The 24,851-nt window shown below is 68.7% G+C and carries 22 protein-coding genes; 11 read left to right on the top strand and 11 right to left on the bottom strand.

All coding sequences use genetic code 11. The annotated features are described in order from the left end of the window. Positions 1 to 16 precede the first annotated feature (16 nt). The gene (gene sodC / locus BTE28158_RS23965; RefSeq protein WP_124621629.1) at positions 17 to 553 is read right to left on the bottom strand and encodes a superoxide dismutase [Cu-Zn]; all 537 of its coding nucleotides are present in this window, start codon (positions 551 to 553) and stop codon (positions 17 to 19) included. 133 nt (positions 554 to 686) lie between these two features. Then, complete coding sequence (gene apbC / locus BTE28158_RS23960; RefSeq protein WP_151050147.1) at positions 687 to 1,778, bottom strand: iron-sulfur cluster carrier protein ApbC; 1,092 nt, start codon at positions 1,776 to 1,778, stop codon at positions 687 to 689. A gap of 352 nt (positions 1,779 to 2,130) precedes the next feature. On the opposite strand from apbC, the gene BTE28158_RS23955 reads away from it, so the two are divergent. The 3 genes from BTE28158_RS23955 to BTE28158_RS23945 all read left to right on the top strand — a co-directional run bounded on the left by BTE28158_RS23955 (position 2,131) and on the right by BTE28158_RS23945 (position 6,753). Further along, positions 2,131 to 2,772 (top strand): YiaD family glycine zipper/OmpA-like lipoprotein, encoded by a 642-nt coding sequence (locus tag BTE28158_RS23955; protein ID WP_059603759.1) that lies wholly within the window; start codon positions 2,131 to 2,133, stop codon positions 2,770 to 2,772. Positions 2,773 to 3,140: 368 nt separating this feature from the next. After that, the gene (gene metG, locus BTE28158_RS23950) at positions 3,141 to 5,297 is read left to right on the top strand and encodes a methionine--tRNA ligase (RefSeq protein WP_151050146.1); all 2,157 of its coding nucleotides are present in this window, start codon (positions 3,141 to 3,143) and stop codon (positions 5,295 to 5,297) included. Positions 5,298 to 5,392: 95 nt separating this feature from the next. Continuing rightward, positions 5,393 to 6,753, top strand: a protein-coding gene (locus BTE28158_RS23945) for an IS3-like element ISBam1 family transposase (protein WP_151050144.1) whose coding sequence is annotated in 2 segments (ribosomal slippage) — positions 5,393 to 5,852 and positions 5,852 to 6,753 — 1,362 coding nt in all. Because the reading frame shifts where the segments join, the coding sequence is not laid out codon by codon here. 115 nt (positions 6,754 to 6,868) lie between these two features. Here BTE28158_RS23945 and BTE28158_RS23940 read toward each other — a convergent pair. Continuing rightward, positions 6,869 to 10,915, bottom strand: coding sequence for a translocation/assembly module TamB domain-containing protein (locus BTE28158_RS23940; RefSeq protein WP_174920132.1), 4,047 nt, complete (start codon positions 10,913 to 10,915; stop codon positions 6,869 to 6,871). Positions 10,916 to 10,943: 28 nt separating this feature from the next. Beyond that, on the bottom strand, positions 10,944 to 12,770 hold the full coding sequence (locus tag BTE28158_RS23935; protein WP_174920129.1) for an autotransporter assembly complex protein TamA: 1,827 nt from the start codon (positions 12,768 to 12,770) through the stop codon (positions 10,944 to 10,946). 254 nt (positions 12,771 to 13,024) lie between these two features. Between BTE28158_RS23935 and BTE28158_RS23930 the strand changes: the two genes are divergently transcribed. From BTE28158_RS23930 to panD, 4 genes are all read left to right on the top strand, one after another. Next, positions 13,025 to 13,213 (top strand): DUF3460 family protein, encoded by a 189-nt coding sequence (locus BTE28158_RS23930; protein ID WP_044849219.1) that lies wholly within the window; start codon positions 13,025 to 13,027, stop codon positions 13,211 to 13,213. Between the two features lie 4 nt (positions 13,214 to 13,217). Further along, positions 13,218 to 14,090 (top strand): segregation and condensation protein A, encoded by an 873-nt coding sequence (locus BTE28158_RS23925; protein WP_059527573.1) that lies wholly within the window; start codon positions 13,218 to 13,220, stop codon positions 14,088 to 14,090. Between the two features lie 258 nt (positions 14,091 to 14,348). Then, positions 14,349 to 15,188 carry a pantoate--beta-alanine ligase gene (panC, locus tag BTE28158_RS23920; RefSeq protein WP_124901047.1) on the top strand — a complete coding sequence of 280 codons (840 nt, stop codon included), beginning with the start codon at positions 14,349 to 14,351 and terminating at the stop codon, positions 15,186 to 15,188. Between the two features lie 41 nt (positions 15,189 to 15,229). Next, a complete protein-coding gene (gene panD, locus BTE28158_RS23915; RefSeq protein ID WP_006484038.1) occupies positions 15,230 to 15,616 on the top strand; it encodes an aspartate 1-decarboxylase in 387 nt (128 codons plus the stop codon). Positions 15,617 to 15,804: 188 nt separating this feature from the next. Here panD and BTE28158_RS23910 read toward each other — a convergent pair whose 3' ends face one another. The 4 genes from BTE28158_RS23910 to BTE28158_RS23895 form a co-directional block, all read right to left on the bottom strand. Next, a complete protein-coding gene (locus BTE28158_RS23910; protein ID WP_059603772.1) occupies positions 15,805 to 16,464 on the bottom strand; it encodes a ParA family protein in 660 nt (219 codons plus the stop codon). Between the two features lie 127 nt (positions 16,465 to 16,591). Beyond that, the gene (locus BTE28158_RS23905) at positions 16,592 to 17,005 is read right to left on the bottom strand and encodes a DoxX family protein (RefSeq protein WP_059604000.1); all 414 of its coding nucleotides are present in this window, start codon (positions 17,003 to 17,005) and stop codon (positions 16,592 to 16,594) included. Between the two features lie 163 nt (positions 17,006 to 17,168). Continuing rightward, positions 17,169 to 17,309 (bottom strand): hypothetical protein, encoded by a 141-nt coding sequence (locus tag BTE28158_RS23900; RefSeq protein WP_170296487.1) that lies wholly within the window; start codon positions 17,307 to 17,309, stop codon positions 17,169 to 17,171. A gap of 81 nt (positions 17,310 to 17,390) precedes the next feature. Further along, complete coding sequence (locus BTE28158_RS23895) at positions 17,391 to 18,896, bottom strand: cobyric acid synthase (RefSeq protein WP_151052152.1); 1,506 nt, start codon at positions 18,894 to 18,896, stop codon at positions 17,391 to 17,393. A gap of 75 nt (positions 18,897 to 18,971) precedes the next feature. Here BTE28158_RS23895 and cobU point away from each other — a divergent pair, with 75 nt between their 5' ends. Genes cobU through BTE28158_RS23875 form a run of 4 tightly spaced genes read left to right on the top strand, consistent with a single transcriptional unit; the run spans position 18,972 to position 22,396 of the window. Next, a complete protein-coding gene (gene cobU, locus BTE28158_RS23890; protein ID WP_059604003.1) occupies positions 18,972 to 19,532 on the top strand; it encodes a bifunctional adenosylcobinamide kinase/adenosylcobinamide-phosphate guanylyltransferase in 561 nt (186 codons plus the stop codon). Next, on the top strand, positions 19,526 to 20,470 hold the full coding sequence (cbiB, locus tag BTE28158_RS23885; protein WP_124621612.1) for an adenosylcobinamide-phosphate synthase CbiB: 945 nt from the start codon (positions 19,526 to 19,528) through the stop codon (positions 20,468 to 20,470). Before cobU ends, cbiB begins: the two co-directional genes overlap by 7 nt. Continuing rightward, complete coding sequence (gene cobD / locus BTE28158_RS23880; RefSeq protein ID WP_174920127.1) at positions 20,463 to 21,482, top strand: threonine-phosphate decarboxylase CobD; 1,020 nt, start codon at positions 20,463 to 20,465, stop codon at positions 21,480 to 21,482. Before cbiB ends, cobD begins: the two co-directional genes overlap by 8 nt. Continuing rightward, positions 21,479 to 22,396 carry a cobalamin-binding protein gene (locus BTE28158_RS23875; RefSeq protein ID WP_151052466.1) on the top strand — a complete coding sequence of 306 codons (918 nt, stop codon included), beginning with the start codon at positions 21,479 to 21,481 and terminating at the stop codon, positions 22,394 to 22,396. The genes cobD and BTE28158_RS23875 overlap by 4 nt, the downstream gene beginning before the upstream one ends. A 47-nt stretch (positions 22,397 to 22,443) precedes the next feature. Here the strand turns inward: BTE28158_RS23875 and cobC are convergent, their stop codons facing one another. From cobC to cobT, 3 genes are read right to left on the bottom strand one after another with little or no spacing between them, the layout of a single operon-like run. Continuing rightward, complete coding sequence (gene cobC, locus BTE28158_RS23870) at positions 22,444 to 23,028, bottom strand: alpha-ribazole phosphatase (RefSeq protein WP_059603785.1); 585 nt, start codon at positions 23,026 to 23,028, stop codon at positions 22,444 to 22,446. Next, positions 23,013 to 23,789 (bottom strand): adenosylcobinamide-GDP ribazoletransferase, encoded by a 777-nt coding sequence (locus BTE28158_RS23865; RefSeq protein ID WP_059603788.1) that lies wholly within the window; start codon positions 23,787 to 23,789, stop codon positions 23,013 to 23,015. The genes cobC and BTE28158_RS23865 overlap by 16 nt, the downstream gene beginning before the upstream one ends. After that, positions 23,779 to 24,834: a nicotinate-nucleotide--dimethylbenzimidazole phosphoribosyltransferase gene (gene cobT, locus BTE28158_RS23860; protein ID WP_124621605.1), complete on the bottom strand. Its 1,056-nt coding sequence runs from the start codon at positions 24,832 to 24,834 to the stop codon at positions 23,779 to 23,781. The genes BTE28158_RS23865 and cobT overlap by 11 nt, the downstream gene beginning before the upstream one ends. Positions 24,835 to 24,851: the final 17 nt, after the last annotated feature.

Here is a 24,851-nt window from a genome sequence, read left to right as displayed (position 1 = left end):
GCGCATGCGGCGTCCGTCATCGGATCACGCCACACGCGAGCGCCGGCCCCGCGCCGTGCTGCGGAAACGCCGGGTCGCTCGGGTCGCGGTGCACCAGCGCCGCGCGATTCAGCGCGGAGCGCACACCGTCGAGGGCCAGATCGGGTGCGACGATGAAACCCGCCGCCACGCCGTTCGCATCCGCATGGATGTTGCCGAGATCGCCGGCGACGCGCGCACCCGCGCGCAGCCGGTCGGCTGCCGGCGCGAACACCTGGCCGGCGCTCGAGCCGTCGCCCGCGTTGCAGTCGCCGCGCTCATGCACCTGCAGCGCGTGATCGCTGTTCGGCGGCAGGCCGGCCAGGTTGTACGTGACCTGGACGCCGTCCGGGCGTTCGACGAACGTCACCGCACCGCGTGCCTGCGAGCCGACGGTCGGCTGCAGTTGCGCGTCGGCGCGCTTTTCGTGCGACGAGGAAAAAGAGGTACAGCCGGCCAGCAGGCCCAGCGCGGCGGCGGCCAGCAGCGCGCGCCGCGCGCGGCCGGCGTGCACGCCGTGATGTCGTTGGTTCATTCGATCCTCATGCCGGCTGGCGGCCGTTCGACACGGCGGCCATGCCGGGCGGGTAAAGGGACCCGGGGAAAGTCGCCATGATACCGCGCCTCGCGGCGCCGTAAACAGCGTGAGGCCCCGCCCCGCAAGGGTTTTACGTATTTTGAACAACGATCGACGGGAACTTCGACGTCATATCGCGCGCGCGCTCGGCGATCGCCAGCGCGACCCCGCGCGCGATATCGCGGTAGCGCCGCGCCAGCGCGCCGTCCGGTTCGGCCACGACCGTCGGCGTGCCGCTGTCGGCGCGCTCGCGGATCGCGATGTCGAGCGGCAGGCTGCCGAGCACGTTCACACCATAATCCCGGGCCATCCGCTCGGCACCGCCCGCGCCGAAGATGTGCTCTTCGTGGCCGCAGTTCGAGCAGACGTGGATGCTCATGTTCTCGACGATACCGAGGATCGGAATCCCGACCTTCTCGAACATCTTCAGGCCCTTCTTGGCGTCGAGCAGCGCGATGTCCTGCGGCGTCGTCACGATCACGGCGCCCGTCACCGGCACGCGCTGCGCGAGCGTGAGCTGGATGTCGCCCGTGCCCGGCGGCATGTCGACGATGAGGTAGTCGAGCTCGCGCCAGTTGGTCTGCCGCAGCAGCTGCTCGAGCGCCGATGTCGCCATCGGGCCGCGCCACACCATCGGGTTGTCTTCCTCGATCAGGAAGCCGATCGAGTTCGCCTGCAGCCCATGGCCGACCAGCGGATTCATCGACTGGTTGTCCGGCGACTCGGGGCGCTGGCCGTGAATGCCGAGCATGGTCGGCAGCGACGGACCGTAGATGTCGGCGTCGAGAATGCCGACCGACGCGCCTTCCGCGGCGAGCGCGAGCGCGAGGTTCACGGCCGTCGTGCTCTTGCCGACGCCGCCCTTGCCCGATGCGACCGCGACGATGTTCTTCACGTTCGGCAGCAGCTTCACGCCGCGCTGCACCGTGTGCGCGACGATCTCCTGCGACACGGCGACGCGCGCGTCGCGCACGCCCGGCACGGCCTTCAGCGCATCGGCAATGCGTGCGCGCACGTCGTCGTGCTGGCTGCGCGCGGGATAGCCGAGCACCACGTCCACCGCCACGACGTCGCCGTCGATCGCGACGTTGCGCACGCCCTTGTTCGCCGCGTACGGACGGCCGGTATTGGGGTCGACGACAGCCGCCAGTGCGGCGTCGACTTGTGCCCGGTCAATGCTCATTGAAACTCCGTGAAAACGTTTTTCTCGCGCGCAAACGTCAAGAAATATCAAATAACGCTGCGAAAATCGGGAAAAGTGAAAGAATCTGTTGCACGCCATTGCGCGAACGCGCGCGTCGGAGCAATCTTCGCGTGCGGCATGCTATGGGGCCAAATCGGCCACTAACCGCCTATATTGTAGAGGCTGATGCGTCGCCCTGTCCGGAACAGCCCCGCTGACGAACAGGGCATGCGGCCGCCTCGGCGGCTGCCGCGGCACGGGCCTGCCCTTCCTTTTTCGGGCGGCCGTGCAGGGAGCCGTAACTGTTGTTTGTCGTCGTTGTCGACTCGTTCAACCAAGAGAGGAATCCAAGATGAACATGAAAATCGCGACTCGCCTGTCCGTCTTCGCACTCGCCGGCGCGCTGCTGGCAGGCTGCGCCACGCAGCAAGGCAGCAATACGGCCGTCGGCACCGGCACGGGTGCGGCGCTGGGCGCGGGCATCGGCGCGCTGGCCGGTGGCGGCAAGGGCGCGGCGATCGGCGCGGGCGTCGGCGCACTGGTCGGCGGCGTGACGGGTTACAACTGGCAAGCGATCAAGAACAAGCTCGCACCGTCGGCAGCCAAGACGGGCACGCAGGTGACCGAACAGCCGGACGGCTCGCTGAAGCTGAACGTGCCGAGCTCGGTGACGTTCGCGACGAACCAGTACGCGATCACGCCGGCCTTCACGCCGCTGCTGAACGACCTGGCGACGACGCTGAACCAGAACCCGCAAGTGACGGCATCGATCGTCGGCTACACGGACAGCACGGGCTCGGCACAGCTGAACCAGACGCTGTCGCAGAACCGCGCGCAGAGCGTCGTGAACGCACTGGTGCAGCGCGGCGTCGCCGGCGGCCGCCTGTCGGCACAAGGCATGGGCCCGTCGAACCCGATCGCGGACAACGCGACCGAAGCCGGCCGTGCGCAAAACCGCCGCGTCGAGATCTACCTGCGCGCAGCACAGCAGTAAGCATCGCCGCGAGAGGAGGAAACGGGGGCACGCGCCCCCGCCGCACAAGGCTTCCAGCGGGATCCGTAACGAATCGAAAAAAATTTCGAACTTCTGTCGCGGCCCGCGGTCTGTCTTTACGGTACGCGGCTGGCGCAGCCGGCGCGTCACCATTCTCCTCTTGTCGTTGTTGCTCCGGGGCCGAATCCGCCCCGGTTTTTTTTGCCCGGAATTCGTATGCTGCGCCGCAGCATTGCGCCACCGGGCAAGCCGCCACGGCGGCCCCGCCCCGTCCTGCGTCCGCGCCATGGCGCCCGCGCCGGCTGACCTGCCCGCGCCCCTGCTAGAATCGCAGTTTCCGTCGTTTCCGCCGTTCTTCTACAGACCCTATGTCCGCATCCGACCTCACTTCCGTGCAGGCTGCGGCGCCGCAAGGCAGCCGCCAGATCCTCGTTACGTCCGCACTGCCCTATGCCAATGGCCAGATCCACATCGGCCACCTGGTCGAGTACATCCAGACCGACATCTGGGTGCGGACGCTTCGAATGCACGGCCACGAGGTCTACTACATCGGCGCCGACGACACGCACGGCACGCCGGTCATGCTGCGCGCGGAGAAGGAAGGCCTGACGCCGAAGCAGTTGATCGACCGCGTGTGGACCGAGCACAAGCGCGATTTCGACAGCTTCGGCGTGTCGTTCGACAACTTCTACTCGACCGACTCGGACGAGAACCGCGTGCTGAGCGAGAAGATCTACCTCGCGCTGAAGGAAAACGACCTGATCGCCGAGCGCGAGATCGAGCAGGCGTACGACCCGGTCAAGGAAATGTTCCTGCCGGACCGCTTCATCAAGGGCGAATGCCCGAAGTGCCACGCGAAGGACCAGTACGGCGACAACTGCGAAGTGTGCGGTTCGACCTATCTGCCGACCGAACTGCTGAATCCGTATTCGGTCGTATCCGGTGCGACGCCGGTGCGCAAGACGTCGACGCACTATTTCTTCCGCCTGTCGGACCCGCGCTGCGAGTCGTTCCTGCGCGAATGGGTCAGCGGCCTCGCTCAGCCCGAAGCCACCAACAAGATGCGCGAATGGCTCGGCGACGCCGGCGAAGCCCGCCTCGCCGACTGGGACATCTCGCGCGACGCGCCGTACTTCGGCTTCGAGATCCCGGGCGCACCCGGCAAGTACTTCTACGTGTGGCTGGACGCGCCGGTCGGTTATTACGCGAGCTTCAAGAACCTGTGCGACCGCAAGGGCATCGACTTCGACGCGTGGATCCGGTCGGGCTCGACCGCCGAGCAGTACCACTTCATCGGCAAGGACATCCTGTATTTCCACACGCTGTTCTGGCCGGCGATGCTCGAGTTCTCGGGCCATCGCACGCCGACCAACGTGTTCGCGCACGGCTTCCTGACGGTCGACGGCGCGAAGATGTCGAAGTCGCGCGGCACGTTCATCACCGCGCAGAGCTACATCGACACCGGCCTGAACCCGGAATGGCTGCGCTACTACTTCGCCGCGAAGCTGAACGCGACGATGGAAGATATCGACCTGAACCTCGATGATTTCCAGGCGCGCGTGAACAGCGATCTCGTCGGCAAGTACGTGAACATCGCGAGCCGCGCGGCCGGCTTCCTGCTCAAGCGCTTCGACGGCCGCGTGCAGGACAGCGCGATGAACCATCCGCTCGTCGCGAAGCTGCGCGATGCGATTCCCGCGATCGCCGCGCACTACGAAGCGCGCGAATACAGCCGCGCGCTGCGCCAGACGATGGAACTCGCTGACGAAGTGAACGCATACGTCGACGGCGCGAAGCCGTGGGAACTCGCGAAGGATCCGGCCAACGCGGTCGCGCTGCACGAAACCTGCAGCGTGAGCCTCGAGGCATTCCGCCTGCTGTCGCTCGCGCTGAAGCCGGTGATGCCGCGCGTGGCCGAAGCCGTCGAGACCTTCTTCGGGATCGCGCCGCTCACGTGGGCCGACGCCGCGAAACCGCTGTCGTCCGCGCAGCCGGTCAAGGCGTACCAGCACCTGATGACGCGCGTCGATCCGAAGCAGATCGACGCGCTGCTCGCCGCGAACCGCGATTCGCTGCAGGCCGAGGCCACCGGCGCCGCTGCCGCGAGCGCGGCCAACGCCGCGAAGGAAGGCAAGAACGCCAAGGCGAACGCGAAGGCCGCCGCCGCGAACGGTGCCGACGACGGTCCGATCTCGATCGACGATTTCGCGAAGGTCGACCTGCGCATTGCGAAGATCGTCGCGTGCCAGGCCGTTGAAGGCTCGGACAAGCTGCTGCAGCTCACGCTCGACGTCGGCGAGGAAAAGACCCGAAACGTGTTCTCGGGCATCAAGTCCGCGTACCAGCCCGAGCAGCTCGTCGGCAAGCTGACGGTGATGGTCGCGAACCTCGCGCCGCGCAAGATGAAGTTCGGGCTGTCCGAAGGGATGGTGCTCGCCGCGTCGGCCGCCGACGAGAAGGCCGAGCCGGGCCTCTACATCCTCGAGCCGCACAGCGGCGCGAAGCCCGGCATGCGCGTGAAGTAAGTAGCACGCGCCGCCCGTTGCGCACGAAAGCCCCGCACGATGCGTGAACTGCACCCCAAAAGTTGGACATCGATCCAACCTTTGGGGTGTTTTTCATGAGCAAGTACACGGAGCAGTTCAAGGTATCCATTGCAGAGGAGTACGAGTCCGGCCACGCTGGGTTCCGTGAGATGTCCAAGCGCCACGGCGTCGATGAGGCGACGATCCGCAAGTGGGTGGCGGCCCATCGCATACATGGTCCGGCAGGCTTGAAGAAGAAGTGCGAGCGCTACAGCGCAGAGTTCAAGTTGCTTGTACTGCAGCAAATGCGTAGCGAGGGGTTGTCAGCGCGTGAGACGGCTGCACGCTTCAACATTAGGAACCGTACGGCCATCGGCCAGTGGAAACGCCAGTATGATGAAGGCGGTATAGACGCACTGTCGCCGCGCCAGCGGGGGCGCCCCAGAAAGATGCCCAAGCCACCGATCACGCCACCGCCGCTACCCGAGGACGATACGCGCTCCCGACAGGAACTACTCGACGAGTTGAACTTCCTGCGCATGGAGAACGCGTACCTAAAAAAGCTCGAAGCCTTGGCTCAAGCGCAGCAGCGATCAGCGCAACGCAAAAAGCGCAAATCGTGCTCGAGCTAAGGCAGCAATATCCGCTTGCGGGCTTGTTGAAGGTTGCCGGCTTGGCGCGCAGCACGTTCTACTATCATCAGAAATTGCTCGGAGCAGCCGACAAGTATGCCGATACAAGGGCGAGAATCTGCTCGCTGTTCGAACGGCACAAGGGCCGCTACGGCTATCGACGCATCACGCTCGCTCTACGTAATCTGGGACAGGTGATTAACCACAAGACTGTGGCGCGTCTGATGGGCGAGTTGCGGCTGAAGTCTTGTGTGCGCCCGAAGAAATACCGCTCCTACAAAGGTAGCGTCGGACGTGTTGCACCTCATGTTTTACAGCGTCGGTTCTACGCAAAGCGTCCGAACGAGAAGTGGGTAACGGATGTCACGGAATTCAACGTGGGCGGCCAGAAGCTGTACCTGTCACCAGTGCTCGATCTGTACAACGGCGAGATCATTGCTTATGAAACCGCGAGGCGCCCGGCGTTCGAGATGGTCAGCGCAATGCTTCGCAAGGCATTGGCGCGCTTGAAGTCACACGAGCGGCCTCTCTTGCATTCGGATCAGGGCTGGCAGTACCAGATGCCAGCGTATCGCCGCCTACTGCAGCAACGAGCGCTCACGCAAAGCATGTCGCATAAAGGGAATTGCCTGGACAACGCCGCCATGGAGAGCTTCTTCGGCACGCTGAAATCCGAGTTCTTCCATCTGAATCGGTTCCGCAACCTGGACGAACTGCAATCCGGCTTGGCAAGCTACATCCACTACTACAATCACGACCGCATCAAACTGAAACTAAAAGGGCTGAGTCCCGTGCAATACAGAACTCAGCCCTCTCAGCCCTAGCCGTCATAACCCGTCCAACTTTACGGGGTCAGTTCAATGCGTGCGGGGCTTTTTTCATGCGCGACGGCGATGCGAGTCGCGACGACGATTCCGATGCGCGTCGAAGCGCGTGCCGTCACCGCCGGCTGAACCAGCGATCGAAGCGCCGCGTGTAGTTCAGGTCGACGCCCTGGAACGTGCCGCCGTATGCAGACACGGACCAGAAGCGCGTCAGGTTGATCGTCGCCTTGAACGCGTTGCTCGCCGACTGGAGGCCCTGCTCGAAGCCGAGCACGAAACGCTCGTTGATCGCCTTCGAGACCTGGATGACCTGCGGATCGGTCAGACCGACGTCGCTGCGGCCGATCGAGAATTCGTCGAGGCCGAAGGTCTGCGCGACGCGCTTGCCGGTCACGCTGCCGAGCAGCGCGAGCGCCGCCGTCATCGTGCCCTGCTGGCCGACGTTGTTGCCCTGGTCGGTGCCGTGCCCGAACAGCAGCCACGACAGCTTTTCGTTGTCGGTGACGTTGGGTTCCGACACCAGCTTGACCGTCAAAGCCTGGATCGTGCCGGTAACCTGCACCCCGGCCTCGACCTCCTGGTTGCGCCGCATGGCGAGGATGTTCACGCCCGGATTCGACACGGGGCCGTTGAACGTGAAGAAGCCGTTCTCGACCGCGAGCTTGCGGCCGAACGACGTATACGTCGACCCTTCGGTCACGCGCACGTTGCCGATCGCGCGCAGTGGCACGCCAGGCGCGCTCATCACGGTGATCGTGCCGCGCAGCCCGAGATCCGCGCCGTGTCCCTTGAAGCGGAAGTTGTTGCCGAGGCCGATGTCGATGTTCGCGCGCGGCGCGAGCGACGGCGCCGGCTTGTCCTCGACCTTCTGCGGCTTCGCGACCGCCGTGCCGGTCGGCGTCTCGCCGCGCACGGTCCCGTCCGGTCGCACCACGACGACATCGTCGGACAAGTGCGGCGCCGCGTCTTCCGGCAGGTCGAACAGCGCACGGTCGACGACGAACTTGCCGTCGATCGACAGCGCGCCGCGCGGCCCGTCGTTCGCGACGGTCGCTTTGCCCGACAGCGACAGCTTGCGGTCCGGCGCCGCGAACAGTTCGAGTTTGTCGGCGACGATGCTCGCGGTCAGGTCCGACGCCTCGCCGTCGAGACGCACACGGCCGATCGCGCGCAGCGTGCCGTCGCCGCCATGGAACTCGACCTGCTGGAATTCGACGAGGTTCTCCGCAAGCTTCACGCGCACGATGCCGTCCTTCAGCTGCACGCCCTGGTCGACGAGCGTCGCGGACAGATCGTCGCCCGTCAGCATGCCCGACACGTTCGGCTTCACCGGCGTGCCAGCGACCGTCAGCTTCAGCGCCGCGCGCCCGCCGAGCAGATAGCTCGGCCCGAACAGGTTGCCGGTCGCCTTCAGCGACGGGATGTCGGCGTCGATGCGGCCCGCCAGCGGGCCGTCGTCGACGACGCCGAACACGCCGTCGCGCAGCGCGAACGGCACGGTGACGTTCGCGTCGAGCGTGCCGACCCGGTTCGCCTTCGCCAGCGCCACCACGTTGAGCCGGTTGCCCGGCGCAAAGCTCGCGCGCGCCGACAGGTCGGTCAGCCCGAGCGACGCGATGCCGCGCCCGGTCTCGATCGTCACGTCGCCGCCGCGCCGCTTCACCTGCACGTAGCCCGTCGCGTTCGCGCCGAGCGAGAAATCCCAGTCGGCATCGAGCACGACGTCGGTGCGCAGCGGCGGCCGCTGGCCCGTCAGCTCCTGGCGAATCTCGAGGAAGCGCGCGACCGACGCGCCGCGCACGGTGCCTGCCGAGCGCACCTGGCCGTGATCGAACACGAACGACTTCAGGTCGATCGCGGCACCTTCGAGCGTGAGTCGCGTCGCGCCGAGCGTCACGCGGCCGGCCCCGGCCGACACGGCGAGCGGCGAGAGCAGCGCCACTGCCGGCGTGCCGCGGTTTGCGAGGCGCGTGACGGTGCCGTCCCAGCGCATCCCGTCGCGATTCTCGACCACGCCGCCGTTCGCCGCGAACGTCAGGTCGATCACGCGGCCGCCGGCCGTCCCGATCGCCGACGCGTCGAGCGTATGCTTCGCGCGCGTGCCGTCGAGATTCGCGCGTAGCGATTTCAATTGCAGCGAGCCGAGCGCGATGTCGGTCGCGTCGGCCGTGAATACGAGCGCACCGTGCGCGCCGTCGCGGATGTCGGCGCGCCCCTGCGCGGCACCGATCCGGTTCGAACCGAGCACGACGTGCTGGGCCTTGTAGGTGGCCGTCACGTTCGGATGCGCGAAGCTGCCGGTCAGCTCGCCCTGCGCCTGCACGAGGCCCTGCACGCCGAAGCCGAGCCGGTCGAGCTCGGGCGCGTCGACGACGAAGCGCAGCCGGTCGCCCGGCGCGCCGAAACTGCCGCGCAGGTCGACATGGTTGCCCGCGATCGTCAGGTTCGCGTTGCTCGGCAGGATCCGCGCGCCGACGAGCTGCACGACGCCGGCGCCGGTCAGCGGCACGCCGTCGTAGAGGCTGTCGCCGAGCTTGAAGGTCGCCTTCGTCGACACCTGCGGCTCGAACGCGCCGGAGGCCGTCAGCGTGCCCGATACGCGCGTCTCGCCGCGCCTGGCCGGCGCCTTCGCTACTGTCTTCGCCGTTCTGGCGGCCGGCTTGCCGCCGCCCGCGCCCGGCGCGCTCATCGCGGCGAGCAGCAGCGGATCGAATGCGGTCAGCGTCGCCTTCGCGTCGTAGCTCGAATGCGCGTCGTGACGGAACACGCCGGTCAGGTCGATACGGCCCTTGCCCGCCGTCACGCGCGCATCGGTCAGCGCCGTCTGCTGCGACGTCAGCGCGACTTTCGCACGCGCGCCGAGCGCAAGCTTCGGATCGTTCAGGTTGAAGTCGACGGTCGTCACGTCGCCGGCGAGCGTCACGCCGAGCGGGCCGCCGAGGCGCATCGGCCGCAATTCGGCGACGAACGCATTGAGGTCGAGGTTCGCGACCTTCAGGTCGAAGCGGCCCTTGCCGCCCGTCAGCGTGCCGTTGCCGGTCACGCTGCCGTCGCGGATCAGTTTCAGCGCGAGGCCGTCGATCCGCTGCGCGTGCGCGTCGAGATTGACGGTCGCATGGGCGTCGACGACGGGCAGCAGGTGCTCGCCGAGCGTGCCGGGCTTCGCGTTGACGATCGACACCGGGCCGGTCACCGCGAAACCCTTCGCCGGTGCGGCGCCGGCCGGCGCGGTCACGGGCGCCAGCTCCGCGCGCACCGCGAGATCGGCGGCCGGCGCGCCCGGCGCGATCGCCTGCGGGTTCACGTGATCGAACGCGAGCGACGCACGCGTGAGCGGCACCGCGCCGAACGGCGCGGCCTCGACGTGCGCGCGCCCGTTCAGCTTCATCCCGCTCGCGGCGACGTCGGCGACGAGCGCTTCGAGCGAACCCGATACGTTCGCGCTCGCGTTGACCGGTTCGTTCGCGAGCTTGCCCACGTAGGTCGCGTTGCCCGTCAGCGCGAACGGCTTCACGCCGTCGAGCTTCGCGCGGGCGGTCAGCGCGCCGTACGGTGTGTCGACGCCGTCGAGCGCGAGTTCATGGTGACGGCCGTCGCTGCGGCCGCTCAGCGCGAGATGGTCGAGCTGCGTCGTCGACCCACCTTCGTGAATCGCCAGGTGATCGACGCGCAGGTCGTCGATCCGCAACTGCAGCGGCAGGCTCAGGTCCTGCGGCGTCGCGGCCGGCGTCGACGGACCCGGCGCGATCCGTACATCGATCGTGCCCGCGCGAAGGTAGTCAACGGACAACCGCCACGGCGCGCGGGTGAGCGCCCAGCGGCCGTCGAGCCGGTCGATCCGCACTTCGGTGCCGGCGCCGCCGGGGCTCGTCCACGCGAAGCCGCGCACGCGCACGCCGGTTGCGAGCGAACCGCCTTCGAGCGTGCCCGCCAGCCGGCCGCCCAGCACGCGCACGGCCGCCTGCCACGCGAGCCGCGTGCCGCGCTCGGTCGTCGCCGCGGCCAGCACGAGCCCGGCCGCCAGCACGACGAGCAGCACGACCGTCACGAGCGCCCACGCGGCGATCCGGCCCCCACGCACGCGGCGCGGCGGCGCGTCCGGCGCGCGCTCGGGCGAGTCCGGATCGTTGGGCGGCGGCGTGTCGTTCGGATCCTTCGTCATGCGGTTCGTCGTGGCTCGTGCAACAAGGTCAGAAAGCGATGCCGAGCGTCAGGTACGGGCGCACGCTGTGGTTGCGCAGTCCGTACGCGACGTCGACGTTGATCGGGCCGACCGGGCTGCGCCAGCGCGCGCCGATGCCGACGCCCGGGTAGAACACGCGCTCGCCCCACGCATCGGTCGCGGTGCCGATGTCGAAGAAGGTCGCGGCGCCCCAGTCGCGGTTGAACCAGTGCTGGTATTCGGCGGTGCCCGTCATCAGGTACTTGGTCGGCAGGACGGAGCCGTCGACGCTGTTGCCGATGCTCTGGTAGCCATAGCCGCGCACCGAATTCGAGCCGCCCGCGCGAAACAGCAGCGACGCCGGCACGCCGCTCGAGCTGCCGCTCGTGAACACGCCGCCGAGCTCCGCGCGGAACACGAACAGGTCGCGCTTGCCGATCGGCACGTACTGCTGGCCGCGCGCGTAACCGCGGATGAAGGTCTGATCGGTCAGCACGCCCTTGATCGCGAAGCCGGCCTCCGCGTGAATCAGGTTGCCCGAGCGCGGGAACAGCGGATCGTCGACGTTGCGGCGCGTCCATGCCCATTGCGGCACCAGCGCGCGGCTCGTGGTCGGGCCGGCGCCGTTCTGGTCGAGCCGGTCCTGGTAGAACATCAGCGAGTACGCGTAGTCGATGAACTGGCCGGTGCGTGTCCGCTGCACGCCGACCCGCGCGCTGTAGATGCGCGTGTCCGACACGTTGGTGTTCGTGTACGACGCGAGCACGCTGTTGGTCCATCCTTTCTGGCCTGGCGGCATCGACAGCTGGACCTGGCCGTACTGCTGGATCTGGTCGAGCCGGCCCGACACGGTGAGCGGCCAGGCGGCGCCGAATGTGTCGAGATACGTGTAGGAGCCCTGCACGTGCGGGCCCGTATCGGTCGCATAGCCGACGCCGCCGCGGATGTTGTTGTACGGAAACTCGCTGACCTTCACGTGCACGGGCGTGCGCTCGGGCTTCGCCGTATCGTCGCCGACGTCGATCGCGACGCTCGCGTAGTACGGCGTGTTCTGCAACTGCCGCTGCAGCTCGGTGATCCGCTGCACGTCGTAGATCTCGCCTTCCGACAGCGGATTGACGTTCGTGACGATCTTTTCCGGATAGCGGCGCACGCCGTCGACGTCGACCTTGCCGATCGTAAACGTCGGGCCGCTGTCAAACGTGACGGCCAGCGTCGCGCGCTGCGTGCGTGGATCGACGCGCGCCTCCGACGACGCGATCTTCGCGCCCAGGTAGCGGCGCGACTGCAACTGCCTGAGCGCCGCCCCCTTCGCGCCGTCCCAGTCGGACTGCGTGAACGGGTCGCCCGGCTTCAGCGAGAACGCGAAGCGGGTCGCGGCCTCCTGCTTCGGATCCTCGGTGCCGACCGGGCCCTTGAATGCCAGGTCGACCGTCGACACGACGGTCTGCGGCCCCGGATCGACGGCGACGCGCACGTCGCGCTTGCCGTCGCGCGTGCGCACGTCGGTGCGCACGACCGGCGAGAAATAGCCGGCCGTCGCGGTCAGGTCGCGCACCTGCTGCGGCGTGGCGGTCACGAGGAAGTCGAACTGGTCGTCGCTGATGTCGTCGCGCTTGGCGAAGCGCGCGATGTCGAGATGGGCCTCGAGGAGCTTGCGGATCGCGCGCGGCGCGTCGATGTCGACGTCGTACTTCGCGTAAGCCGGCAGCACCACGAACGCGGCGAGACAGCCCACGAGGGCTGCCCGGGCCGCCGCGCCGGCGCCGCGCCGCGCGCGACGACCGCGGTGAAGCGCCGCGCGCGGGCTCGCCTCATGCGCCGTATGTGCCTGCTGGTTCACCTGACCCGCCAAATATGACCTCGTCCTCGGTTGTCGTGATTGTGTGGAAAACCCCGTATTTGACCACAGGGCGACGGCTCTGCCCGCACGGGCACCGCTTTGACGCCAGGACGCAACGAAGCGCGCGCGGGCCCGGCCGGTCGGGCCGCGGGTGTCGGCCAGCGGATTCGACGCGCGATTGCCGCCGGCTGTTCCCCGCGATGCGGTAAAATCCCGCCATCGCGAACCCGGCGCGTCGTGCGCCGCCCGAAACGGAAAGCCAAGCCATGCCGTACCAGTCCGACGTCACGCAATTCCTGAACCAGCTCAAGCAACAGAAGCCGACGCTCGAAGAAGAGCAGCGCAAGGGCCGTTCGCTGTTGTGGGACAAGCAGCCGATCGACCTCGACGAGCGCGCCGAGCAGCAGGAATCGCGCGTGAAGCAAACGTCCTACGTCTACTACCAGAACTTCTGACGACGTGAGCGCCGCCGACGAGGCCAGCGCCGCCCGGCAGGACGACGCGATTGCCGCGCCCGCGGGCGCCGATTCGACGCCCGACACGGTTGACGGTGTCGCGGCGTTCGCACGTCTGTACGGCGAGCCGCTCTTCAAGCTGCCGCAGGACCTCTACATCCCGCCCGATGCGCTCGAGGTGTTCCTCGAGACGTTCGAAGGCCCGCTCGACCTGCTGCTGTACCTGATCCGCAAGCAGAACTTCAACGTGCTCGACATCCCGATGGCGCAGGTCACCGCGCAATATCTGGGCTACGTCGACCAGATCCGCACGTCGAACCTCGAGCTGGCGGCCGAATACCTGCTGATGGCCGCGATGCTGATCGAGATCAAGTCGCGGATGCTGCTGCCGGTCAAGAAGGCCGATACCGGCGAGGAAGCCGAGGATCCGCGCGCGGAACTCGTGCGCCGCCTGCTCGAATACGAGCAGATGAAGCTCGCCGCGCAACGCCTCGACCAGCTGCCGCAGCTCGGCCGCGACTTCCTGCGCGCCGAGGTCTACATCGAGCAGAGCATCACGCCGCGCTTCCCGGACGTCGATTCGGACGACCTGCGCGCCGCATGGGCCGACGTGCTCAAGCGCGCGAAGCTCGTCCAGCACCACAAGATCTCCCGCGAGGAGTTGTCGGTGCGCGAACACATGAGCCTGATCCTGCGCCGGCTGCAAAACGCACGCTTCATGGAGTTCGCCGACCTGTTCGACACGTCGCGCGGCGTGCCAGTCGTCGTCGTGAACTTCATCGCGATGCTCGAACTCGCGCGCGAATCGCTCGTCGAGATCACGCAGGCCGAACCGTTCGCGCCGATCTACGTGCGCCTCGCGTACCTGCCCGCGTAAGGCGCGCCGCTGCGCCCGCGCCACCCCGCACACCGAAATGCACCGCATCCTGCCGCCGGGCCCGCCGGCGCGGCTCGCTCGCGGTGCGCCCGATCAAAAAGTGAACGATCGTACTTTTTTCGATGCGCCCGGCGGCCAAATCCTCTACAATCCGCCGACGCCCGATGCGCCGCCCGCGCGCCGGCGTTCTCCGCTTCGACCCCGACGCCGCTGTTGCGGCGCCAACGCGCGCCTGCGCGAGGAACCCGCTACCCGATCATGAAAGTCATCAGCTCGATCCAGGAACTGCGCGACCAGTTGCGCGGACAGAACCGCACGGCGTTCGTGCCGACGATGGGCAACCTGCACGAAGGTCACCTGTCGCTGATGCGCCTCGCGCGCCAGCACGGCGACCCGGTCGTGGCGAGCATCTTCGTCAACCGGCTGCAGTTCGGCCCGAACGAGGATTTCGACAAATATCCGCGCACGCTCCAGGACGACATCGAGAAGCTGCAGAAGGAAAACGTCTACGTGCTGTTCGCGCCGACCGAGCGCGACATGTATCCGGAGCCGCAGGAGTACCGCGTGCTGCCGCCCGACGATCTCGGCGGGATTCTCGAGGGCGAGTTTCGCCCGGGCTTCTTCGCCGGCGTGTGCACGGTCGTCACGAAGCTGATGTCGTGCGTGCAGCCGCGCGTCGCCGTGTTCGGCAAGAAGGACTACCAGCAGCTGATGATCGTGCGCCGGATGTGCCAGCAGCTTGCGCTGCCGGTCGACATCGTCGCGGCCGAGACCGTGCGCGACGAGGACGGCCTCGCGCTGTCGTCGCGCAACCGCTACCTGACGACCGACGAGCGCAAGGAAGCGCCCGAACTCGCGAAGACGCTGCAGCGCGTGCGCGACAGCGTGCTCGGCGGCGAGCGCGACCTCGGCAGGCTCGAGCAGACCGCGCGCGCGCACCTGGCCGAGCGCGGCTGGGCGCCCGACTACATCTCGATCCGCCGCCGCGCGAACCTGATCGCGCCGAGCGCCGCCGAACTCGAAGCCGGCGAGCCGCTCGTCGTGCTCGCGGCCGCGAAACTCGGCGCGACGCGCCTGATCGACAACCTGGAAATCTGACGGGCCGCCCGCCCTCGCCTCTCACGCATCACGGAGATACCATGCAGCGCCATATGCTCAAATCGAAGATCCACCGCGCGGCCGTCACGCACTGCGAGCTGCATTACGAAGGCTCGTGCGCGATCGACGAAGACCTGCTCGAAGCGGCGGGCCTCATCGAAAATGAACGGATCGACATCTGGAACATCAACAACGGCGAGCGCTTCTCGACGTACGCGATCAAGGGCGAGCGCGGCAGCGGGATGATTTCGCTGAACGGCTCGGCCGCTCGCCGCGCGCAACTCGGCGACCTCGTGATCATCGCGGCGTTCGCGATGGTCGATGAAGCCGAGCTGCAAGCCGGCTGGAAGCCGAAGCTCGTGTTCATCGACGAAGGCAACAAGATCAAGGGCCACCGCGATCACGTGCCGACGCAGAACTGGACCTGATCCACGCCGCGGCCGGCGTGTCGCGACGCGCCGGATCGCTGCCGCGGCGCGCCCACGCGCCGTGACGGCCGGCGCCGCGCAGTCGCATATGCAGGAAGAGGAAGGGCCTGATCCGTCACGATGCCGGATCAGGCCCTTCTTCATTCACCCTGCCGCACCTGGCCTCGCGGGTATTCGGCCATCGGCGATCAAGACGCCTTGGCGACCTTCTCCGCTTTCGGCGCGCGACGCTCGGCCCATTCGACGATCGGCCGCCACTGTTCGAGATCCTTCTCGACGCGGCTTTTCGCGACGTCCCACAGCGTCAGGCCGTGCGCGGCGATCTGCACGTAGTTCTGCGTGTCGCGCACGTAGCCGAGCACCGGCAGCCCGAGCCCTTCGACGAAACGGTGCAATTGGTCGGACGAGCGCGTGCGCGCGTCCACCCGCATCCCGACGATCCCGACCTCGACGCTGCCCTTGCGCACGGCCTTTTCGCCGGCGAGGCGCTCCAGAAACTGCTGGGTCGCGAGAATATCGAACATCGACGGCTGCAGCGGCACGATCACCTTGTCGGCGAGCTGCAGCGCGACGTTCAGCCGGTTGCCGTGCAGGCCGGCCGGCGTGTCGATCACCGCATATTCGAGGCCGCGCGGCGGCTTCGACGGCGCGTCCGGATCGAGACTCCACGCCTCGATCGCCGGCAGGCCGGCCGGCCGCAGGTCGAGCCACGCATGCGCGGACTGCTGCCGATCCAGATCGGCGAGCGCGACCCATGCGCCCTGCGCCGCGAAATAGCCGGCAAGATTGGTGGACAGCGTGCTTTTCCCCACGCCGCCCTTCGGATTTGCCACCACGATGACCGTCATGAATTCCCCCGAAAAAGCCGCGCGGCACCTGCCGCCTGGCAGGCGCCGCTCGATTGCGGATACAGGGAGCGATGATATCGGCAAACGGGGTGTCACCGGAACGGGTTGCGCCGATGCGCGCCCCCTTTCAAGCGGTTCGCGCCGCGGCACGCGGTGCGCCGAGCGCGAATGCGCCGCCGCCCAGCAGCGCCTGCACGGCCAGCGTGACGGCCCAGAACGCCGGATATTCCCAGCCGCCGTTCGGCGACGCGAAGCTCCAGCCGTTGGGCAGATGCGCGGACACCGCGCCGAGCATGAACGGCAGCAGCACCAGCGCGGCGATACGCACGCGGAAGCCCGCGAGCAGCGCAAGGCCGCCGGCCAGTTCGACGAACGTCGTCACATACGCGAGCCAGCCCGGCAGGCCGATCGACGCGAAGAACTGCGCGGTGCCGGGCAGCGTGAAGACGAACACCTTCTGCGCGACGTGCGCGAGGTACAGCACACCGAGTGCGACGCGCAGCAGCGTCGCGCCGAGATCGTTCAGGCGATGCGGGGTCATGGCGAATTCCTTCATGAGTGGATGAGAATGGATCGCACTCTATTCGAATCAATTCGGCCAATAAACACCCGATATGGCTTTAACTGATTCCCCGCAGGAACGAATTGCGGCGTAAAAAGGGGCATGACCGATCATGCCCCGCTGCCCGTACTGGCTACGAACGTCAGCCGCCGCTTTTGCCTTGCGCGGCGTCACCCGAACCGGCCGGGCCGCCGCCCGGCGCGTACGAGTCGCACGCATGCGCCACCGCCGACGCGCCCAGCAGCGCCGCGAGCAGCATGCCCAACCACCATCGAGCCTTCATCGTCGCGCTCCTTCGGCGGACCTCCGCCCATCTGAGTTGTACACGCTCCGCCGCAAAATGCCAGGCCAGGCACGCCCTGCGTCAGCGGAACTCCGCGTACAGCGCGCGCAGGTCGAGATGCTCGGCGAACGAATCGGCCAGCCGCTCCAGCGACGCCTCGCGCAGCGCCGGGTAGTCGATGCGCGCCGCCCCGTCGAGCCCCGCCCACGCGAGGAGTGCCGCACACGCGTCGGGCGCGTCGAACAGTCCGTGCACGTAGGTCGCGAGGATCTGCCCGTCGGCCGACCGTGCGCCGTCCGTGCGCACGCCGCCCGGTGCGTCGCCCGCCGCCAGTTCCAGCGCGGGCGACGCGAGCGCGGGTCCGCGCGTGTCGCCCATATGGATCTCATAGCCGTGCACGGCGGCCGCGCCGGGCAGCGCGAGATGCCCGGTCACGTTCTTCAGCGTCTTGTCCGGCTGCAGCGTCGTGTCGAAGTCGAGCAGCCCGAGCCCCGGCATGCTGCCGGGCGCGCCTTCGAGGCCGAGCGGATCGTCCAGTGTGCGGCCGAGCATCTGCATGCCGCCGCAGATCCCGATCACCTTGCCGCCATAGCGCAGGTGCCGGCGGATCAGCGCGTCCCAGCCTGCGTCGCGCAACCACGTGAGATCGCGCTGCACGTTTTTCGAGCCGGGCAGGATCAGCAGGTCGGCATCGGGCACCGGGCCGCTCTTCCAGTACGTGAACTCGACCTGCGGATGCGCGCGCAGCGGATCGAAATCGGTATGGTTGCTGATCCGCGGCAGCGCGGGCACCACCACGCGCAGCACGCCGGCGTCGCCGCGCAAGGCGGCGGCGCTGCGCGCCTGCGATGGCAGCATGTCTTCGGCGTCGAGCATCAAGCCGTGCAGGTACGGGAGCACGCCGAACACCGGCTTGCCCGTCTGCGCGCGCAGCCAGTCGAGGCCCGGTTCGAGCAGCTTGATGTCGCCGCGAAAGCGGTTGATCACGAAGCCGCGCACGCGCGCGCGCTCGCTGTCCGACAGGCACGCGAGCGTGCCGACCAGGTGCGCGAACACGCCGCCGCGGTCGATGTCGGCCACCAGCACGACCGGGCAGTCCACGCGTTCGGCGAAGCCCATGTTCGCGATATCGCCTTCGCGCAGGTTGATTTCGGCCGGGCTGCCCGCGCCTTCGACGAGCACCGTGTCGTAGCCGGCACGCAGCCGCGCGTACGACTCGAGCACCGCGTCGAACGCAACCGGCTTGTAGTCGTGGTACGCACGCGCATCGAGGTTCATGCGCGCCTTGCCGTGGATGATCACCTGCGCGCCGCGATCGCTCGTCGGCTTCAGCAGCACCGGGTTGAAATCGGTATGTGGCAAGACACCCGCGGCGAGCGCCTGCAACGCCTGCGCGCGGCCGATCTCGCCGCCATCGGCCGTCACCGCGCTGTTCAGCGCCATGTTCTGCGGCTTGAACGGCGCGACGCGCGCGCCAGCGCGACGCGCGAGGCGGCACAGGCCCGCGACGAGCGTGCTCTTGCCCGCGTCGGACGTCGTGCCCTGGATCATCAACGTGCCGCGCGGCTGCGGTTCGGGTGCGTTCATCGTATGCAAGGTCGTGGCGAAGCGAAGGCCGCATTATCGCCCGCGCCGCCACGCGTGCGCCGTTACAATCACGCGATGATTCCGCACGACCTCACCTTCGTCCTCGGCGGCGCGCGCTCGGGCAAGAGCGCGCACGCCGAGCGGCTCGCCGCCGACAGCGGCCGCCCCGTCACCTATATCGCGACCGCGGCCGCGACGGCCGCCGATGCCGAATTCGAACGGCGCATCGCGCATCACCGCGCGCGCCGGCCGGCCGACTGGGGCTTCGCCGACGCGCCCGTCGACCTCGCCGGCACGCTCGCGCGGCTCGACGATCCGCGCGCGTGCCTGCTCGTCGACTGCCTGACGCTTTGGCTCACGAACCTGCTGTGCCCGCTCGACGGCGAACCGCTCGACGATGCGCAGTATGCGGCGCAGGTCGAGCGGCTCGAGCACGCGTTGTGCGGGGCGCGCGCGAAGGTGATTGTCGTCAGCAACGAAATCGGGCTCGGCGTCGTGCCGCTCGGGTCGGTCACGCGCCGCTACGTCGACGAACTCGGGCGCCTGAACCAGCGCATCGCCGCGCTCGCGACGCGCGTGACGCTGCTGGTCGCCGGGCTGCCGCTCGAACTCAAGGCCGGAGCGCCGTCATGCTGATGCTGTCGCTGCCGGTCGTCGCGATGCTCGCGGTCGCGGCCGCGATCGTCGATCGCATCGTCGGCGAACCGGCCGGCTGGCATCCGCTCGTCGCGTTCGGCCGGCTCGCCGCGCGTATCGAAGGCGCGCTGAACACGGGCCGGCGCGGCCGCATGGTCGGCGTCGCCGCATGGCTCGCGGCGGTGGTGCCGCCGGTGGCCGTCGCCGCGTGGCTCGCGGCCGTGCTGCCCTGGCCGCTCGCGGCCGCGCTGCACGTCGCGCTGCTGTGGTTCGCGCTCGGCGCGAAAAGCCTCGCCGACCATGTCGCTCCGATCGCCGCCGCGCTGCTGCGGCACGACCTCGACGCCGCGCGCGCGCTGACCGCACGCATCGTCTCGCGCGACACGAGCGAAGCCGACGAAGGCGCATTGTCGCGCGCGGCCGTCGAATCGGCGCTCGAGAACGGCAACGACGCGATCTTCGGCGCGCTCTTCTGGTTCGTCGTCGCGGGCGGCCCCGGCGCGCTGCTGTTCCGCCTCGCGAACACGCTCGACGCGATGTGGGGCTACCGCACACCGCGCTTCCTGACGTTCGGCTGGGCCGCCGCGCGCCTCGACGACGCGCTCAACTGGATTCCCGCGCGCCTCACTGCCGCGAGCTACGCGCTGCTCGGCGACACGGCCGCCGCGTGGCGCTGCTGGCGCACGCAGGCGCGCCACTGGGACAGCCCGAACGCAGGCCCCGTGATGGCTGCCGGCGCCGGCAGCCTGAACGTGCAGCTCGGCGGCCCGGCCGTCTATCATGGCGAAATCGAAGACCGTCCCGCGCTCGGCACCGGCGCGCCGGCGACGGCCGTGCACGTCGTCGCCGCGCTGTCGCTCGTCACGCGCACGCTCGCGCTGTGGCTCGCGCTGCTCGTCGCGAGCGGCGCACTCATTCTCGCTACCCATCATGTCTGACGCACGCATCCCGCACGGCGGCAACCTGCACGAAGCCGTGCGCCGCCACGGCATTCCGTACGACGCCTGGCTCGACCTGTCGACCGGCATCAATCCGGTCGGCTATCCGGTGCCGCCGGTCCCGGCCGACGCATGGCGCCGGCTGCCCGACGACGGCGATACGCTCGCCGCATGCGCGGCCGGCTATTACGGCGCACCCGATGCCGCGCACGTGCTGCCGGTCGCCGGCAGCCAGGCCGCGATCCGCGCGTTGCCCGCGCTGCTGCCCACTGGCGACGCCGGCGTCGCTGCGCTCGCGTACGGCGAATACGCACCTGCATTCGCGCGCCACGGCCATCGCGTCGTCCCGCTCGACATCGACGCGGACGTGCTGCCCGCAACGCTACGCCACGTCATCGTCGGGAATCCGAATAATCCGACCGCCGAATTCGTTCCGGCCGAGCGGTTGCTCGGCTGGCATGCTCAGCTGTCGGCACGCGGCGGCACGCTGATCGTCGACGAGGCATTCGCGGATACGGGCGCCACGCCATCGCTGGCGCAGTTCACCGATCGTCCGGGCCTCGTCGTGCTGCGCTCGGTCGGCAAGTTCTTCGGACTCGCCGGCATTCGAGCGGGCTTCGTGCTCGCCTGTCCCGAGCGGGTCGCCGCGCTGCACGACATGCTCGGCGCATGGACCGTGAGCGGCCCCGCGCGTCACGCGGTCGCCGCCGCCTTCGCCGATCGCGCATGGCAGGCCGCCGCGCGCGCGCGGCTCGCGGCCGACGGCCAGCGCCTCGCCGCGCTGCTGCGCACGCACGGCTTCGCGGTGCACGCGACGCCGCTGTTCAGCTGGACCGACGATCCGCGCGCCGCCGCGCTGCACGTGGCGCTCGCCGCACACGGGATCTGGACGCGGTACTTTGCACGACCGTCGAGCGTGCGCGTCGGCTTGCCGGGCAACGAAGCCGAATGGCGGCGCGTCGCCGACGCACTCTCGCAGTGCGTCCCGACGGTGTCACCGGCATCCGCATGAACGCCTGCCTGTTCCGCCGGTCGCCGGCCCTCGCGTCGCTGGTCGCGCTCGCGCACGCGCCCTTCGCTCACGCGGACGTGACGACCCGCGACGATGCCGGTAATACGGTCGCGCTGCCCGCGCCGGCGCAACGCGTGATCAGCCTCGCGCCGCATGCGACCGAGCTGGTCTACGCGGCCGGCGGCGGTGCGAAACTGGTCGGCACGGTCACGTACAGCGACTACCCGCCCGCCGCGCAGGCCGTGCCGCGCGTCGGCGACAACAAGGCGCTCGACCTCGAACGAATCGCCGCGCTGAAGCCGGACCTGATCGTCGTCTGGCGACACGGCAACGCCGAACGGCAAACCGACGCGCTGCGTGCACTCCACATTCCGCTGTTCTTCAGTGAACCGAAACATCTCGACGACGTCGCCACGTCGCTGCGCCGGCTCGGCACGCTGCTCGGCACGGAACCGGTCGCCGACGCAGCCGCGGCATCGTTCTCGCACGATATCGCCGCGCTGCGCGCGCGTTACGCGGCACGCCCGCCCGTCACGATGTTCTTCCAGGTTTGGGATCGCCCGTTGACGACGCTCAACGGCGCGCATCTGTTCAACGAAGTCATCACGCTGTGCGGTGGTCGCAACGTGTTCGCGGCGCTGAAGCCGCTCGCGCCGACCGTCACCGACGAGGCCGTGCTTGCGGCGAATCCGGAAGCGATCGTGACGACGAGTGCCGGCGCGACACGTTCGGACGCACCGCTGCCGAGCCTCGCGCGCTGGCGTGCGTGGCCTGCGCTGACGGCCGTGGCGCGCAACAACCTGTTCGCGATCGACGGCGATTTGCTGACCCGCCCGTCGCCGCGCATCGCGCAAGGCGCGGCCGCACTGTGCGAGGATCTCGACGCCGCACGGGCGCGGCGGCCGGCGCGCTGACTTCGGGCCTCGATGCCCTTGCGCGCGTCAGACGAGCAAGCGCTAGCCTATTCGTCCCAGTGGACGACTTCCCATGTGCGCGCAGCATCCTCCGTCCGCAACCAGACGACGCCGCCCGTCGGCACCGGTCGCGACAGCAGCGTATCGAGCGGCACGCGCAACGCATGCGACGCGAATGCGCGAATCACGCCTGCATGCGTGAGCGCCCATTGCGGCGCGTCGGTCCGCGCGACCGCGTCCGCGATCCGTGCGACGCGCGCGGCGAACCGTGCGACGCTTTCGCCGCCATGCGCGCACGCATGCATCAGGTCGGCCGCCCATGCATCGAGCGCCGCGCGGTCGATATCGTCCCAGCGCCGCAGCTCCCACGCGCCGAAGTCCATTTCCTGCCAGCCGGCATCGCGCCGCAGCGGCACGTCGAACGTCTGTGCGAGCCGCTCGGCGACCGACGTGCACCGTGTCAGCGGGCTCGTCCAGACCTGCTCGGGCAACGGCGCCCCGAGCGCCGCCAGACGCTCGCGCACGGCCCGCGCCCCCGCCTCGGCCGATGCGGCGAGCGGCACGTCGCTGCGTCCGTAGCAAACGCCCGGTTCGACATCGACGGCCGGATGGCGAATCAGTACGAGATCCATCCGAGCACCACGAGATAAATCGCCAGCTCGCTCAACTGCTGCGCGAAGCCGAGGCAGTCGCCCGTATAACCGCCGATCCGCTTCACGAAATAGCGGGCCGCCCATGCGCGCACGAGCACGAGCGAGACGAGAGCCGCGAGACCCGCGCGCCAGTCCGGCCAGAACAGCCACGGCAGCCCGAATGCGGCCGCGATCCAGGCCGCGCGCGCGCCCATGCGTTGCGCGACCGGTTTCGCCTTGCCTTCCGGCCGGACATAGTCGAGCGACATCAGCAGGCTCACGGCCCCCGCGCGGCTCGCCGCATGCGCGGCGATCATCGTCCACGCGGCGCGCAGCGGCGGCATGGCCGCGAGCGCCTGCCATTTCAGGCCGAGCGCGATCACGAGCGCGACCGCGCCGAACGTGCCGATGCGCGAATCGTGCATGATGCGCAGCACGTCGTCTCGCGCGTAGCCACCGCCGAACGCATCGCAGCTGTCGGCCAGGCCATCCTCGTGGAACGCGCCGGTCGCGAGCAGCGTCGCGGCCATCGACAGGCCGACCGCGATCGACGCGGGCAACACGCGCAGTGTTGCGAGATAAACGAGCGCGCCCCACGCGCCGACGCACGCGCCGACCAGCGGAAAGTAACGTGCGGCCTGATCGAGATCGCCGGCTGCGTAGCCGATCGCGCGCGGCACCGGCACGCGCGTGAAATAGCCGAGCGCGACGAAGAAATAGCGCAGTTCGGCGCGTACACCGCTCGCGCGCTCAGGCGTCACGATTGTCTACGCCCGCGGATTCGAAGCTCGCCATCTCGGTGAGGAACGCGACCGCCGCGCGCACCAGCGGCAGCGCGAGCGCGGCGCCCGTGCCTTCGCCGAGGCGCAGGTCGAGCGCGAGCAGCGGCTTCGCGCCGAAATGCTCGAGCATGCGCCGGTGCCCGGCCTCGTGCGACGCGTGCGAGAACACGCAGTAGTCGCGCACGCCGGGCGCGATGCGCTCGGCGACCAGCAGCGCGGCCGTCGCGATGAAGCCGTCGACGAGGATCGTCATCCGCTCGCTCGCGGCCGCGAGATACGCGCCCGTCATCATCGCGATCTCGAAACCGCCGAACGTCGCGAGCACATCGAGCGGCGCGATCGCATGCGAATGCCGGACGAGCGCGCGGCCGAGCACCGCACGCTTGTGCGCGAGCCCCTGGTCGTCGAGGCCCGTGCCGCGCCCGACGCACGCGTCGATCGGCACGTCGAGCAGACGGCTCATCAGGCATGCGGCCGACGACGTGTTCGCGATCCCCATTTCGCCGAAGCCGATCACGTTCGTGCCTAGCGAGGCGTGCAGGCGCACGCGCGCCGCGCCGGCGGCGAGCGCCGTCTTCGCTTCGTCGGGCGTCATCGCCGGTTCAACCGCGAAGTTGCGCGTGCCGCGCGCGACGGGCAGCGACACGAGCCGGTCGGACACCGGCAGCGGCGACGCGACGCCCGCATCGACGATCTCGAGCACGCTCTGCGCGACGCCCGAGAACGCATTGATCGCCGCGCCGCCGGCCAGGAAGTTCGCGACCATCTGCGCGGTGACCGCCTGCGGATACGGGCTCACGCCCTCGGCCGCGATCCCGTGGTCGCCGGCGAACACGATCGTCACCGGACGCTGTACATGCGGCTTCTCGGTGCACTGGATCAGGCCGATCTGCAGCGCGAGAGCCTCGAGCTGGCCGAGGCTGCCGGGCGGCTTGGTCTTGTGATCGATCACATGCTGCAGGCGCTTTCGCAGCGTGTCGTCGAGCGGCGCGATCGCGGGCGGGAAGTCGGTCGGATTCGTCATCGGAAGGTTGCCTTGTT

It is taken from the genome of Burkholderia diffusa, from assembly GCF_902499115.1.
GTDB lineage: Bacteria > Pseudomonadota > Gammaproteobacteria > Burkholderiales > Burkholderiaceae > Burkholderia > Burkholderia diffusa.
The sequence above is the reverse complement of the archived record's forward strand: the minus strand, read 5'-3'. Positions and strand labels throughout refer to the sequence as shown.